This window comes from Actinocrispum wychmicini (assembly GCF_004345645.1).
Taxonomy (GTDB): domain Bacteria; phylum Actinomycetota; class Actinomycetes; order Mycobacteriales; family Pseudonocardiaceae; genus Kibdelosporangium; species Kibdelosporangium wychmicini.
Genome location: NZ_SLWS01000012.1, coordinates 380,608 through 393,765, shown reverse-complemented (window position 1 = coordinate 393,765; position 13,158 = coordinate 380,608). Strand labels below are relative to the sequence as shown.

Below are 13,158 nucleotides of genomic sequence, written 5' to 3'. Positions count from 1 at the left end.
TCAGCGGGTGGCGACGGCCTGCTCGGCCGCGGCCAGCCACTCCCGCCACTGGGCCGCCTGGGCCTCGGCCTGCTCCGCGCGGCGGTTGTCGCCGGCGGCGCGGGCCTTGGCGGCCTTCGACTCGAACTCCTCGACCCGCTCGCGGAACTGGGCCGCGCGGGCCTGGGCCTCCGGGTCGGTCCGGCGCCACTGCTGGTCGGCGGCCTGCCGGACGCGGTCCTCGATCGCCCGCAGCTTGCCCTCCAGGTCACGCACCCGCTCGCGCGGGACCTTGCCGATGGCCTCCCAGCGTTCCTGGATCCGGTGCAGCTGCGCCCGCGCCGAGTCCAGGTCCGACGTGTTGATCTTCTCGGCCTCGGCCAGCAGGTCCTCCTTGGCCTTGGCGTTGTCGGTGAACTCCGCGTCCCGTTCGTTGAACGCCGACGACCGGCGCGCGAAGAACTTGTCCTGCGCCGCGCGGAACCGCTGCCACAGCGCGTCGTCCGAGTCCTTCGGGGCCCGGCCCGCCGCCTTCCACTCGGTCATCAGCTGCTTGTAGCGGCCGGCGGTGACGCCCCAGTCGTCCGACTCGGCCAGCTGCTCGGCCTCGTCCACCAGCTCCTGCTTGCGGGCCTTCGCGGTGGATCGCTGCCGGTCCAGGTCGGCGAAGTGCGAGCCGCGCCGCCGGTTGAACGTGTCCCTGGCCTTGGAGAACCGGCGCCAGAGCTGCTCGTCGGTCTTGCGGTCGACACCCCGGATGGTCTTCCACTCGTCCAGGATCGTGCGCAGCCGGTCGCCCGCGTGCTTCCACTGGGTCGACTCGGCCGCGATCTTCTCGGCCTCCTCGGCCAGCTCCTGCTTGCGGGCCACGGAGCCGGCCCGCGCCGCCTCCCTGGCCTGCTTGGCCGCCTCGATCGCCTGCTTGGCGTGCGCCAGCACGTACTCCACGCGGGCGCGCAGCGCGGCCAGGTCACCGACCACGGCCGCGTCCACCAGCGACTCCTTGATGTGCTTCGCGCTGGTCAGCGACTGCTTCGGGTCGCCGGCGCCGGACACGATCCGGGCTTCGAGCAGCTCCACCTCGGTCCGGATGTCGTCGAACCGGCGGGCGTAGTGCGAAAGGCCCTCCTCCGGTTCCCCCGCCTGCCACGAACCGACCGCCCGTTCGCCCGCCGCGGTGGTCACGAAGACCATGCCCTCGGCGTCGACCCGGCCCCACCGGCTCGGGTCGGTGGACGCCACCGGGACCGGCGCGGGGGGCTTGAGCAGGTCGAAGGCCGGCTCCGCCGCGGGTGCTTCGGTCTGCTCGTCGACGGGCTCTGCCGCGGGCGGTTCGGTCTGCTCGTCGACCGGCTGCGCCGCGGCCTCGATGGCTTCGGTCGCTGCGGTGGTCTCGGCGACGGCCCCGTTCGCCGTGGTGTCGCCCTCGGCGGCCACGACCACCTCGGTCACCTGCTCCTCGGTGCTGACGCTCGACTCCGCGTGCGGGTCCTCGGTATCGACGCTCGACCCCGCGAGCAGGTCCTCGGGCGTGCTCGGGGTTGCTTCCCTGTCCGTCATCGCCGGCTCCTCCTCGAACTGCGTGCCCGCGCCTCCCACGGGCGCCCCGTCGCCGGGGCCTGGCAACGTGGAATCAGTCGCGTCGGCGACTTGTTCCGCGCGCATTCAAACAGGTCAACGCCCCGGCCGGAACCACCAGGCTCACGCCGGACCATCCTAGTAACGTTCCACAGCGTGATCGTCCGTGCCGCCGTGGTGCCCCATCCGCCCCTGTTGGTGCCGGAACTGGTGGTCGCGGAGGTGCCCGAGGTGCGTGCGGTACGGGCGGCGTGCGTGGCCGCGGCACAGTCTCTCACGCGAGCTTCCCGCAGGTGGATCGCTGTGGCGCCCGGGTCGGGCGAGGTCGGGCCGCATGCCGCCGGCACCTTCCGGGGATACGGCGTGGACGTCCGCGTCACGCTCTCCGACAATACGCACGGTGACCCCGACCCCGCGATGCCATTGCCGGCATTGATCGCCGGGTGGTTGCGAGAGCAAGCAGGTGCACGGGGAGTGAAAGTCCATCTGGTCGATCCGGACGAGACTCCCGGCCAGTGCGCGGCCCTCGGTGAACGCCTCGCCGCCGAGGCGGACGAGCCAGTTGGACTGCTCGTCCTCGGCGACGGCTCGCACCGGCACGGCGACCGCGCGCCCGGCCGGCCGGACGAGCGCGCGCCCGCGTTCGAGGAGCAGGTCCACAAGGCTCTCGCGAGCGCCGACCCGGCCGCGTTGCTGGCCCTGGACTCGTCGCTGGCGCGCGAACTCGGCGCGGCCGGGCGAGTGGCCTGGCAGGTGCTCGCCGGGGCCGCAGCGGGCCGTACGTGGCGATCCCGCGACAGCGAGTTGATGGTGCCGTTCGGCGTCGGCTACCACGTCGCCGTCTGGGAACCTGTGCCGTGATCACTCCGCTGGCCGTCGTCGGCCCGACCGCGACCGGCAAGTCCGACCTGGCCATCGAGCTGGCCGTCCGGCTGGGCGGCGAGGTGGTGAACGCGGACGCCGCGCAGCTCTACCGCGGCATGGACATCGGCACCGCCAAGGTCACCGCCGAGCAGCGCGCCGCCGTCCCGCACCACCTGCTGGACGTCCTGGACGTGACCGAGACCGCCTCGGTCGCCGCCTACCAGAAACACGCCCGGCGCGTGGTCGAGGAGCTGATCGCGGTCGGACGCACGCCGGTCCTGGTCGGCGGGTCCGGCCTGTACGTCCAGGCCGTGCTCGACGACCTGGAGTTCCCCGGCACCGACCCGGCGATCCGGTCTCGCCTCCAGGACGAACTCGCGGTCGTCGGCGCGCCCCTGCTGCACGAGCGGCTGGCCGCGCTGGACCCGGTCGCGGCCGGCGCGATCCTGCCGACCAACGGCCGGCGCGTGGTCCGGGCGCTGGAGGTGATCGAGCTGACCGGCCGGCCGTTCTCGGCGACCATGCCCCGGCCCGGTCCGGCCCGGTATGCCACCGTGCTGATCGGACTGGACCGCGAGCCGCCCGAACTGGACGCCCGGATCGACGCTCGGGTGGCCGGGATGTTCGCGGGCGGGTTCGTCGACGAGGTCCGCGCGCTTGAGGCCCGCGGGCTGCGCGATGGCCGGACCGCATCCCGTGCCCTGGGGTACCAGCAGGTGCTGGCCGCGTTCGACGGCGAGTACTCCCTGGCCGAGGCCGAGACGGTGACCGCGCAGGGGCACCGGCGGTTCGTCCGGCGGCAGCGGTCGTGGTTCCGCCGGGACAAGCGGATCACCTGGCTGGACGCCGGCCGGCCGGACCTGGTCGACGCGGCCGGTCGGCTAGCCTGGTGACGTGCAGGGCATCGACTTCGTCAAAGGGCATGGCACCGAGAACGACTTCGTGGTGCTGCCCGACCCGGACGGCAAGCTGGACCTGACCCCGGCGCGGGTCCGGGCCCTCTGCGACCGCAACCGCGGCCTGGGCGCCGACGGGGTGCTCCGGGTGGTGCGGGCCGGACTGGTTGAGGACGTGCCGTCCGATGTGGACCCGGACGGCTGGTTCATGGACTACCGCAACGCCGACGGCTCGGTCGCCGAGATGTGCGGCAATGGGGTCCGGGTGTTCGCGGCCTACCTGCGGGAGGCCGGCCTGGCGGAGGCGGAGTTCGTGGTCGGCACCCGGTCCGGGCCGCGGCCGGTGGTCGCGCACGAGGACGGGCACGTGACCGTCCACATGGGACCGGTTCGGATCTTCGGCGAGTCGACGGCGACGGTCGGTGGTCGGGAGTTCGCCGGGGTCGCGGTGGACGTCGGCAACCCGCACCTGGCGTGCCTGATCGAGGACGATCCGTCGGAGTTGGACCTTACAGCGCTGGACCTGACCGTTCCGCCGGGCCACGATTCAGTGTTCTTCCCGCACGGTGTCAACGTGGAGTTCGCCCGGAAGCTGGCGCCGGACGCGATCCAGATGCGGGTGCACGAGCGCGGCGTGGGGGAGACGCGGTCCTGCGGCACCGGGACGGTCGCCGCCGTCGCCGCCATGCTGCACCTGGCCGGCAAGCGAACCGGCGAGTCCACTGTGGACATTCCGGGCGGCCGGGTCCGGGTCGGGATCACCGAGGACGGCAGCACTCTCACTGGGCCGGCGGTGCTGGTTGCGCGAGGTCGGCTGGATCCGGTGTGGTGGTCGGCGTACTGACCATCCGGCGCAGCGGCGAGAAGATCACCCACACCCCGGACAGCGACAGGCCGACCGCGGCGACCCACAGCGTGCCGCGCACCCCGATCACCTCGCCCAAGGCACCGCCCGCGAACGAGCCGAGCGGGAACGAACCCCAGATCATGAAGCGCATGGAGGCGTTCATCCGGCCGAGCAACCGGTCCGGGCAGATCGACTGACGGAAGCTCACCTGGGCGATGTTGTGCACGATCACGCCGTAGCCGACCCCGAGCATCCCCACCGCGGTCACCAGGACGCCCCACCCCGGCTGGCCCAACGGGATCAGTAGTTCGAACGGGACCATGGCCACGATCGCCACCCAGATCGCCCGCGCGTTGCCGATCCTGCGGTACCACCAGTTCGCCGTCGCCGCGGCGAGCGTGCCGCCCACACCGCCGGCCGCGAGCACCAACCCGACCAGGCCGCTGGTCAACCCGATGTCGCCGACCAGGAACAGCACCATGACCGCGGTCTCCATCATCAGGAAGAACCCGGCCGTGGTGCCGCACAACGCGATCGCCCGGATCGACTTGTTCCCGAACACGAACCGCAGCCCCTCGCCGATCTCCGTCCACAGGCGACGGTCCGCCGGCTGTGGTGGCCTCGGCTCGACCTTCTTGATCCGGAACAGGAAGAGGAACGAGGCGACGAAGCCCAGCCCGGTCACCAGGGTCGCGTTGGCCGCGCCGGCCAGCTGCGCCAGGCCGCCGCCGAGGGCGGGCCCGCTGACCTGCGCGACCGACTGGCTCGCCTGCAGTTTCGCGTTGCCGTCCAACAGTTGTTCGCGGCCCACCAAAGTAGGCAGGTACGACTGGTACGACACGTCGAAGAACACCGTGCAGATCCCCACCACGAACGCGACGGCGACCATGTGCGCCAACGTGAGCGCCCCGAACCACCACGCCACCGGGATGCTCAGCAACAACACCGCTCGCGCCGCGTCGGCGCGCAGCATCAACGGCCGCCGGCGCATCCGGTCGACCCACGCGCCCGCGGGCAGCCCGATCAGCAGGAACGCGGCGGTCTCGGCGGCGGTCAGCACGCCCATTTCGAACGGGGTCGCGGCGAGCACGGTGACCGCCAGCAACGGCAGCACGGTCTGCCCGACGAACGTGCCGAACTGGCTGATCGAGTCACTGGCCCAGAGCAGGCGGAAATCACGATGGCGCAGGAGAGACACCGGATGACCATACGTGGGAACGTCCACAGGTTCCCAGGCGTTGATACAGATGGACGCGTTAACCAGTCGGCGGATTCGCGCCGACGTGCGACCATGAGAAACGACAGCGGGACACAGAGTGAAAGGACAGGCCGACTCAATGACGGAAGACTACGCGGAGGACATGGTCTCGACTGGGGAGCTTGAACTCGAGGACCGTTCCGCGCTACGTCGAGTGGCCGGACTGTCCACCGAGCTCACCGACATCACCGAGGTCGAGTACCGACAGCTCCGGCTGGAACGGGTGGTCCTGGTCGGGGTGTGGACCGAGGGCTCGGCGACCGAGGCGGAGGCGTCGCTCACCGAGCTGGCCCGGCTGGCCGAGACCGCCGGGTCGGACGTGCTCGACGGGATGGTCCAGCGCCGGGAGCGGCCGGACCCGGCCACGTACGTGGGCTCCGGCAAGGTCGAGGAGCTGCGCCAGACCGTGATCGCGACCGGCGCGGACACCGTGATCTGCGACGGTGAGCTGTCGCCCGGCCAGCTGCGCCAGCTGGAGGAGCGGCTCAAGGTCAAGGTGATCGACCGGACCGCGCTGATCCTGGACATCTTCGCGCAGCACGCGCGGTCCAAGGAGGGCAAGGCCCAGGTCGAGCTGGCCCAGCTGCAGTACCTGCTGCCCCGGCTGCGGGGCTGGGGTGAGTCGCTGTCCCGGCAGGCCGGTGGCCGGGCGGGCGGCGGCAACGGCGGCGTGGGTCTGCGCGGTCCCGGTGAGACCAAGCTGGAGACCGACCGGCGGCGGATCCGGGCCAAGGTGGCCAAGCTGCGCCGGCAGATCGCGGCCATGTCGGACGTGCGGGACACCAAGCGCGGCCGGCGGCTGGCCAACGAGGTGCCCAGCGTGGCCATCGCCGGCTACACCAACGCCGGCAAGTCCAGCCTGCTCAACGCCGTCACCGGCGCGGGTGTGCTGGTCGAGGACGCGCTGTTCGCCACGTTGGACGCCACCACCCGGCGGTCGCAGACCCCGGACGGTCGCACGTACACCCTGACCGACACGGTCGGGTTCGTCCGGCACCTGCCGCACCAGCTGGTCGAGGCGTTCCGGTCCACGCTGGACGAGGTCGCCGACGCGGATCTGCTGCTGCATGTGGTGGACGGCGCGGACCCGAACCCGGAGTGGCAGGTCAACGCGGTGCACGAGGTGCTCGGCGAGATCTCGGAGCGCAACGGCGCGACCATGCCGCCTGAGGTCCTGGTGGTGAACAAGATCGACGCGGCGGACGAGCTGCAGCTCGCCCGGCTGCGGCACCTGCTGCCCGGTGCGGTGTTCGTCTCGGCGCACAGCGGCGAGGGGCTCGACGAGCTGCGTGACCGGCTCGCGGAGCTGTTGCCACGGCCGTCCACGGAGGTGGATGTCCTGGTGCCGTACGGCCGGGGCGAGCTGGTGGCCCGGGTGCACCGCGAGGGTGAGGTGCTCGCGGAGCGGCACACCGAGCACGGCACCCAGCTGCACGCACGGGTGAACGGTGACCTGGCCGGGGCATTGGGCCAGTTCACGAGCAACGGGGCCCCCGTCTGAGGCGTCTACCTCAGGGTTGGGGAGAGGTGCGCTCGCGGAGCGCGCTCGCCGGGAACCCTTCGGGCGTTTTCTGGGGGCGCAGCCCCCAGACCCCGCCCGGCGGGCTTCGCCCCCGGACCCCCGACACGGTTCTGCCGCCGACACGATAGGTCTGCCGATTGTGATCGACCAAAGGCGAGGCGCGGCCATGCTGGTGAGCGGCATGGCCGCGCTTCTCCTGTGCGCGCCCGCCGCGTCGGCCGCGCCCGATCCGGTGGACCGCTGCAAGGTCACGGACAAGAACATCAACGAGCTGTCCGGGCTGGCGTCGGACGGCACCCGGATGTACGCGATCAACGACGGCGGCACCAAGCTCACCGTGTTCGTGCTCGACAAGAACTGCAAGGTCGAGAAGACGATCACGAACAAGACCGACCCGTACGACGTGGAGGACCTGGCGCTCGCCCCGGACGGCACGCTGTGGCTTGAGGACGCGGGCGACAACAACAAGAACCGGGAAACCATCGCGCTGCACGCGCTGACCAAGGACGGCAAGGCGACCCTGTACCGCCTGACGTATCCGGACGGCGCCCACGACACGGAAGCGTTGCTGCTGGACAAGAAAGGCGTGCCGTACCTGGTGACGAAGACGCCGCTCGGGTCCGCCCAGGTCTTCCGGCCGGACGGCAACCTGACCAGCCCGGGACCCACCAAGCTGGTCCAGGTCGCCTCGGTGGACTTCCAGACCACGGAAACCCCAGGCGGCCCGACCAAGGTGCCGCATGCGATCGACACAGTCCTGGTCACCGGCGGCGCGGTCAGCGCGGACGGCACAGTCATCGCGTTGCGGACATACACCGACGCGTACCTGTACAGCGCGCCCGACGGCGACGTCGTGGCCGCGTTGAAACGACAGCCCGTACGCGTCCCGTTGCCCAACGAGCCGCAGGGCGAAGCCATCGCGTTCGAACCGGACGGCACATTGCTGTCCGCCTCCGAAGGCGTTGGCACCCCGATCCGCGCGATCGCCAACGCGACCGCGCTGGTCAACCCCGCGGCTGACAAGGCAGAGGACCGCGGCGGCACAGCTGCCGCGACGGAGAAGTCAGCTCTTCCGCTCTGGCCGATCGTCGGCGTGGGCGCCGCGGTGATCGTCGGTGGCTTCGTGCTTTACCGGCTGCTCAGCCGCCGTCGCAGCTAGGTCCGTTCACTCTTTTGGGCGACATGTGCCCAGTTGTGACGAAATCCGCGTAGCGGACCAGGCCGTTGGCGCGACCACCCGGCTATGCGGTTGTCTGGTCGGTCGTGGTGGGTCGCTGGTGGCGTGCTGCTCGCGGTGGCCGGCGGGACCTGGCGGCTGTGGGTCGAGGGCACGCGGGGCGCGGAGATCGCGAACGTGCTGGCGTTGCCGGTGTCGCTGCTGGGTCTGGCGATCGCGGCGATCGGCTTGTGGGCGGCGTTGGTCAGTCGACGGGATCAGGTCGGTGCCGCCGTGGCGGACCTGGCTGAGGAGCTGTCCAGGGAAGAAGCCGCGGCACTGGCCCAACTGCTGGGCGAGACGGGAGATCCCCAACCGGCGAACGTCGGGTTCGATCGGCTCGCCCTGGTCCGGTGGCGCAACGACGGCGGCGACAGGCAAGGCAACCTGGCCCAGATCGGCGCCTATTACGGCCGCCTCGACCGGGGTCGCTTGGTGGTTCTGGGCCGACCGGGCTCGGGCAAGACAGTGTTGGCCGTGCACCTGGTCCTGGACCTGCTCCGCACCCGGCCGACCGCACCCGGTCCGAAGGCGCGGGTGCCCGTGCGCCTGAGCCTGCCCGCGTTCGATTCCCTGCTCGGCGACGACGGCGAACAGGTCAGCGACCGGATTCTCAAGCAACGGCTGGACGACTGGCTGGCCGCTCAGTTGGTCCAAAGAGGACTGTCGCGTTCCAACGCTGAGGGCGCCGTGAAGCAGGGATGGATCCTGCCCGTACTGGACGGTCTGGACGAGATGGACCCCGACGACACCCCGCCACTGCGGGCGGCGGCGGTGATTCGTGCCCTCAACGCCACCGCCGATCCGGTCGTGCTGACGTGCCGCCGCGAGCGTTATGACCAACTACTGGGCACCGCGTCAGCGCAGGCGGTACAAGACGCCACCACCGTGATGCTGGAGCCGCTCTCCCCAGCCACGGTCCGCGAATACCTGACGTACCTGTTTCCCGATCCGACCCACCCGACCCGGATCGCCGCACACTGGCGGGCAACTGCCCGCGCCCTCGACCGCGCCACCCCGAGCCCTTTCATCACTGCGCTGTGCTCACCCTGGCAGCTCTACTTGTGCCGAACAGCCTTCGCCGACCCCAGCCAGGGCGACCCACACACTCAGTTGGCCGAACTCGCCCCGGACGAACTCAACACCGAACTACTGCGCCGTCTGATCCCCGCGGCGGTGGCCAACCATACGGGTCCGCGCGGCGAGAGACACGATGCCGACAGCGTCAAACGGTGGCTGATCACTCTCGCCCGCACCAGCCCGCAGTCCGGATCCAGCAGCGACATCCTGTTACATCAGCTCGGGACCGCGGTTGGATCCCGCGCACCCCGCTACATCATTGGCCTTGCGCTGGCAGTTCTTGTCACATTGCCGTTGCTGCTTCTGATAGGCCTGCCGTATCTCGAAGCTGTCGGCTTTCCTCCCGATACGCCGCAAGCTTGGTACGGGCTGTTCTCGTCGGTCCTGCTGGTCGGAGGGGTTGGCCTTCGAGCGTCGGCGTCGGCGCCCAGCTTGAACAGGATTGATCTCAGTACTCGACGCCGACGCCGTGACCTCGTGAGCCAAGTCGCGTTCTGGATCGTGGGCGGGCTGGTGGTCGGGCTGATGATCTGGCTGGCCTTCGGGTTGGCGTTCGGGCCCAGGTTCGGATTCAAGTTCGGGCTAACGGTCGGGATCGGGGCGGGGCTCGCGGTCGGGCTCGCGGTCGGGCTCGCATTGCGGCCGTCGTACATTCGCGCCCCTTCCGACCTGGCCCGGCAAGGGATCACCCATGACACTGTGGTGACAGTCGCCGTCGGGCTCCCGACCGGGCTTGCGGCCGGGCTCGTGATCGACCTCGCGACCGGGTTCGCGGCCGGGCTGGCGTTGGGGCCAGCGATCGGGCTCGCGCTCAGGCCATCGCCCTGGCCACGCTACTTTGTCGCTGTCCTGCTCGGACGAATCAACCGCACCCTCCCGCCCCGTCCCGCACGTTTCCTCGACTGGGCCTACACGGCCGGCCTGGTGCGACTGTCCGGGATCGGGATCCAGTTCCGGCACCGCGAATTCGAAACCTGGCTCGTCAACCAGAGCACAGATGACGCACTGTCGGCGCGTCCCCGTACACCGTGTACGTGACGAACCCGGCGAACAGGAACGCCAGCACGGCGAGCACAAGCAGCGTGATGACCCACCAGGCTCCGGCGCGTCGCCCGAGCACCAACAGCACCACGGCTACGAGCGCCGCAGCCACCGCCGTCCAGCCGAACACGTAGGCGGACGTCGGCATCGGCAGCAGGCCGTTGCACGTGCTGGAGCGTTGTTTGGTCAGGTCGGTGCTGACCTGGGTGGCCAGGACCGCCAGCACGATTCCGGCGACGGTCAGCACACCACCGACCGCGACGGCGGGGAGCCTGAGGGTCTTCACTTGCCTGTCAGGTCGTGCATGGCGAGGGTGAGCCGGTACTTCGCTTCCTGGTCGCTGCCGGCGATTTGACCGGCCGAGTCCTTCAGCGCGTCGGCGGCCGCCACGGTTTGCTGGATCAGCTTGCCGAACTGCTCCTGCCAGGCCGACTTCACGCCGGTCAACGCTCCGGCGGACGCCCAGCCGGGGTTGTCGCCCGCGGCCGTGTCACTGGACGTGAACAGGGATTTGGTGTGGTCATTGGCGGTGTTCGCGGTCTGGTACAGGTCCTCGCCGGCGGTGCTGACGCCGCCCGGTTCGATGTCCATCGAGTCCTCTTAGTAGTTCGGGTGCGGCCGGACGATCACGATGTTCTGGTCGCCTTCCTCGTTCTCGTTGTGCGGCAGGCGGCCGTTCAGGCTGACGTTGAGCCGGGAGTCGGTGTGCTGGGTGTAGTGGATGTCCCCGTCCGGCGTCACCGAGGTCACGATCGCGGCGTGGTGCACCTTGCCCGGGTCGGTCGGGCCACCCGGACCGGCCTGCTCGAGGTAGAGGATGTCGCCGGGGCGGGCCTGGTTCAGCGGGATCGTCTCACCGCCGTGGTTGACCATGAAGTTCCGGTTGTCGTTGGCGCTGGCCCAGCTCGCGGTGTGCGAGTGGTTGTGCCCGTCCACTGAGTCCAGGCCGGTCTGCCACCCGTGGCCCCAGCCGTTCGGGTCGAGCGTGCCGGACCAGAAGCTCATCTTCTGCTCCATGCCCGCGTGCTCCAGCCCGGTGGACACGAACTGGGTGCAGTTGTTGCCGAAGATGTCGATGTCCGAGTTGTTCCAGTTCTTCTCCGCCCAGCGGACCAGTTCGACCCGGTCGTAGCCGTAGTCGCCCTTGAGCTGGTCCTTGACGTTCTGCGGGATGCCGTTCAGGTCGTACAGCTGCACCGGCACGGCGCGGGCGAACTCGTCCTGCTGCAGCGGGGTCAGCCCGTTCCACCACGCCGCGACGGCCGCCGGGTCCTGCCCCTTGGGCAGGGCGTCCGCCATCAGCTTGACCTCGGTCTGCGACGCGGCCGCCCCGTCCTCGTTCATCGCCTTGCCCAGGTCGGTCTGGCCGACCGTGCCGGTCAGCCGGTCCAGCTCGGCGAAGGCGTCCTGGTCGATCCGGTTCGCCTCGGCGACCGCCTCGGCGATCAGCCGCTGCGACTCGCTATGCAGCTGCTGGGCGCCCGGGTCGTTGTGCATCGCCCGCGGATCGGACATGGTCAGTTGCCCGTCGGCGCCGACGACCATCCCGCTGCGCCGGGCGTAGTCGATGGCACTGTATAAGGACTGCTGGGCCAGCTTGGCCGCGTCGGCCAGCCCGTCCAGCGTGGACACCACCGACCGGATCTCCACGGCCGCGATCTCGAACGAGTTGGCCAGGTCCTTCAGCCGCTGGGCCGCGTGCTGGCCCACCTGGTCGGTCCAGTGCTCGTTCAGCGCGGCGGTGCCGTTCGCGTAGATGTCGTGCGCGGACTGCTCAGCCTCCTTGGCCAGTTTCAGCCAGTCGTCCGCGGCATGCTGCCAGCTTTCCGGTTTCGCGTCCCTCAGCTGGGCGAAATCGACCATCTCGGGCCCCTTTCGGTGGATCTTCGCCCGAAAGACGCACGCCAGGCCGCGAAGGTTCCCACCTTGGGCCAAGAAGTTGATGTTCAGAGTCGCCGCAGGACGGCCACCACCTTGCCGAGGATCGTCGCCTCGTCGCCGGGGATCGGTTCGTACGCGTCGTTCTGCGGCAGCAGCCAGACATGGCCCTCGCGCAGCTTGTACGTCTTCACCGTGGCCTCGCCGTCGATCATGGCCGCGACGATCTCGCCGTTGTCCGCCACCGACTGCTGGCGGACCACCACCCAGTCGTCGTCCGCGATCGCCGCGTTGATCATCGAGTCGCCCGCCACCTTCAGCAGGAACAGCGAGCCCTCGCCGACGATCTCCTTCGGCAGCGGGAACACGTCCTCGATCGCCTGCTCGGCCAGGATCGGCCCACCGGCCGCGATCCGGCCGAGGACCGGCACGTACGCCGGGGCCGGCACCCGGGTGTCCTCACCGCCCAGCTGCGAACCGGCCAACTGGGCCGCGTCCGCGTCCGGCGGGAGCACACCGATGGCTCTCGGGCGGTTGTGGTCGCGGCGCAGGTAGCCCTTCCGCTCCAGCGCCTTGAGCTGGTAGGCGACCGACGAGGTGCTGGTCAGGCCGACCGCCTCGCCGATCTCGCGGACACTCGGCGGGTATCCCACGCGCTCCACCCAGGCCCGGATCACCTCGAGCACGGCACGCTGCCGCGGGGGCAGGGTGCCCGAGTCCAAGTCTTCGGCCGTGTCGGGGAAGGGGCGGATGTTGTCGCCCGGTTCGCCCACCTTGCCGTTGTTGCGCTGCGGCACCGCTCCGCCTCCTGAAAATCCTCGCCCACCAGTGGACGAGCTCGATCATCTTCACAGACCGTAGCCCGCCTTGACCCGTAGATCAAACACCTGTTCGAGGGACACGCCGGGCGGGTCTCGATTTTTGTCGGTGGCATCTGATAGACAGTCGCACGAACGTTCGATCGAACCGGTGTTCGATCGGGAACCTCGTAAGGAGGAT

Annotated in this window: 12 protein-coding genes; 6 read left to right on the top strand and 6 right to left on the bottom strand. The window is 70.2% G+C overall.

Annotation, left to right across the window (positions count from 1 at the left end; all coding sequences use genetic code 11):
• On the bottom strand, positions 1-1,644 hold the full coding sequence (locus EV192_RS43250) for a DUF349 domain-containing protein (protein ID WP_341770985.1): 1,644 nt from the start codon (positions 1,642-1,644) through the stop codon (positions 1-3).
• Positions 1,645-1,713: 69 nt separating this feature from the next.
• On the opposite strand from EV192_RS43250, the gene EV192_RS43245 reads away from it, so the two are divergent.
• From EV192_RS43245 to dapF, 3 genes are read left to right on the top strand one after another with little or no spacing between them, the layout of a single operon-like run.
• On the top strand, positions 1,714-2,418 hold the full coding sequence (locus tag EV192_RS43245) for a class III extradiol dioxygenase subunit B-like domain-containing protein (RefSeq protein ID WP_132124532.1): 705 nt from the start codon (positions 1,714-1,716) through the stop codon (positions 2,416-2,418).
• Positions 2,415-3,314 (top strand): tRNA (adenosine(37)-N6)-dimethylallyltransferase MiaA, encoded by a 900-nt coding sequence (gene miaA, locus EV192_RS43240; RefSeq protein ID WP_207926659.1) that lies wholly within the window; start codon positions 2,415-2,417, stop codon positions 3,312-3,314. Before EV192_RS43245 ends, miaA begins: the two co-directional genes overlap by 4 nt.
• Position 3,315: 1 nt before the next feature.
• On the top strand, positions 3,316-4,161 hold the full coding sequence (dapF, locus tag EV192_RS43235) for a diaminopimelate epimerase (RefSeq protein WP_132124531.1): 846 nt from the start codon (positions 3,316-3,318) through the stop codon (positions 4,159-4,161).
• Here the strand turns inward: dapF and EV192_RS43230 are convergent.
• Positions 4,097-5,362 (bottom strand): MFS transporter, encoded by a 1,266-nt coding sequence (locus EV192_RS43230; protein ID WP_132124530.1) that lies wholly within the window; start codon positions 5,360-5,362, stop codon positions 4,097-4,099. The two genes, dapF and EV192_RS43230, sit on opposite strands and share 65 nt — an antisense overlap.
• Positions 5,363-5,501: 139 nt before the next feature.
• Here EV192_RS43230 and hflX point away from each other — a divergent pair, with 139 nt between their 5' ends.
• From hflX to EV192_RS43215, 3 genes are all read left to right on the top strand, one after another.
• Complete coding sequence (gene hflX, locus EV192_RS43225) at positions 5,502-6,923, top strand: GTPase HflX (RefSeq protein ID WP_132124529.1); 1,422 nt, start codon at positions 5,502-5,504, stop codon at positions 6,921-6,923.
• A gap of 202 nt (positions 6,924-7,125) precedes the next feature.
• A complete protein-coding gene (locus EV192_RS43220; RefSeq protein ID WP_243727432.1) occupies positions 7,126-8,103 on the top strand; it encodes a hypothetical protein in 978 nt (325 codons plus the stop codon).
• An 84-nt stretch (positions 8,104-8,187) separates the two neighbouring features.
• Positions 8,188-10,278 (top strand): NACHT domain-containing protein, encoded by a 2,091-nt coding sequence (locus tag EV192_RS43215; protein WP_132124528.1) that lies wholly within the window; start codon positions 8,188-8,190, stop codon positions 10,276-10,278.
• Here the strand turns inward: EV192_RS43215 and EV192_RS43210 are convergent.
• From EV192_RS43210 to lexA, 4 genes are all read right to left on the bottom strand, one after another.
• Complete coding sequence (locus tag EV192_RS43210; protein ID WP_132124527.1) at positions 10,223-10,567, bottom strand: hypothetical protein; 345 nt, start codon at positions 10,565-10,567, stop codon at positions 10,223-10,225. The genes EV192_RS43215 and EV192_RS43210 overlap by 56 nt on opposite strands.
• Complete coding sequence (locus EV192_RS43205) at positions 10,564-10,872, bottom strand: hypothetical protein (RefSeq protein WP_132124526.1); 309 nt, start codon at positions 10,870-10,872, stop codon at positions 10,564-10,566. Before EV192_RS43205 ends, EV192_RS43210 begins: the two co-directional genes overlap by 4 nt.
• A gap of 9 nt (positions 10,873-10,881) precedes the next feature.
• On the bottom strand, positions 10,882-12,144 hold the full coding sequence (locus EV192_RS43200; RefSeq protein WP_132124525.1) for an amidase domain-containing protein: 1,263 nt from the start codon (positions 12,142-12,144) through the stop codon (positions 10,882-10,884).
• A gap of 83 nt (positions 12,145-12,227) precedes the next feature.
• Entirely contained in the window at positions 12,228-12,911 is a 684-nt protein-coding gene (lexA, locus tag EV192_RS43195) for a transcriptional repressor LexA (RefSeq protein WP_243727442.1), read from the bottom strand.
• Positions 12,912-13,158 lie beyond the last annotated feature (247 nt).

Excerpts from the sequence above, each read along its gene's own strand:
- EV192_RS43250 (WP_341770985.1), bottom strand. The coding sequence starts at position 1,644 with ATGCGCGCGGAACAAGTCGCCGACGCGACTGATTCCACGTTGCCAGGC.
- hflX (WP_132124529.1), top strand. The coding sequence starts at position 5,502 with ATGACGGAAGACTACGCGGAGGACATGGTCTCGACTGGGGAGCTTGAA.
- EV192_RS43220 (WP_243727432.1), top strand. The coding sequence starts at position 7,126 with ATGGCCGCGCTTCTCCTGTGCGCGCCCGCCGCGTCGGCCGCGCCCGAT.
- EV192_RS43215 (WP_132124528.1), top strand. The coding sequence starts at position 8,188 with ATGCGGTTGTCTGGTCGGTCGTGGTGGGTCGCTGGTGGCGTGCTGCTC.
- EV192_RS43205 (WP_132124526.1), bottom strand. The coding sequence starts at position 10,872 with ATGGACATCGAACCGGGCGGCGTCAGCACCGCCGGCGAGGACCTGTAC.
- EV192_RS43200 (WP_132124525.1), bottom strand. The coding sequence starts at position 12,144 with ATGGTCGATTTCGCCCAGCTGAGGGACGCGAAACCGGAAAGCTGGCAG.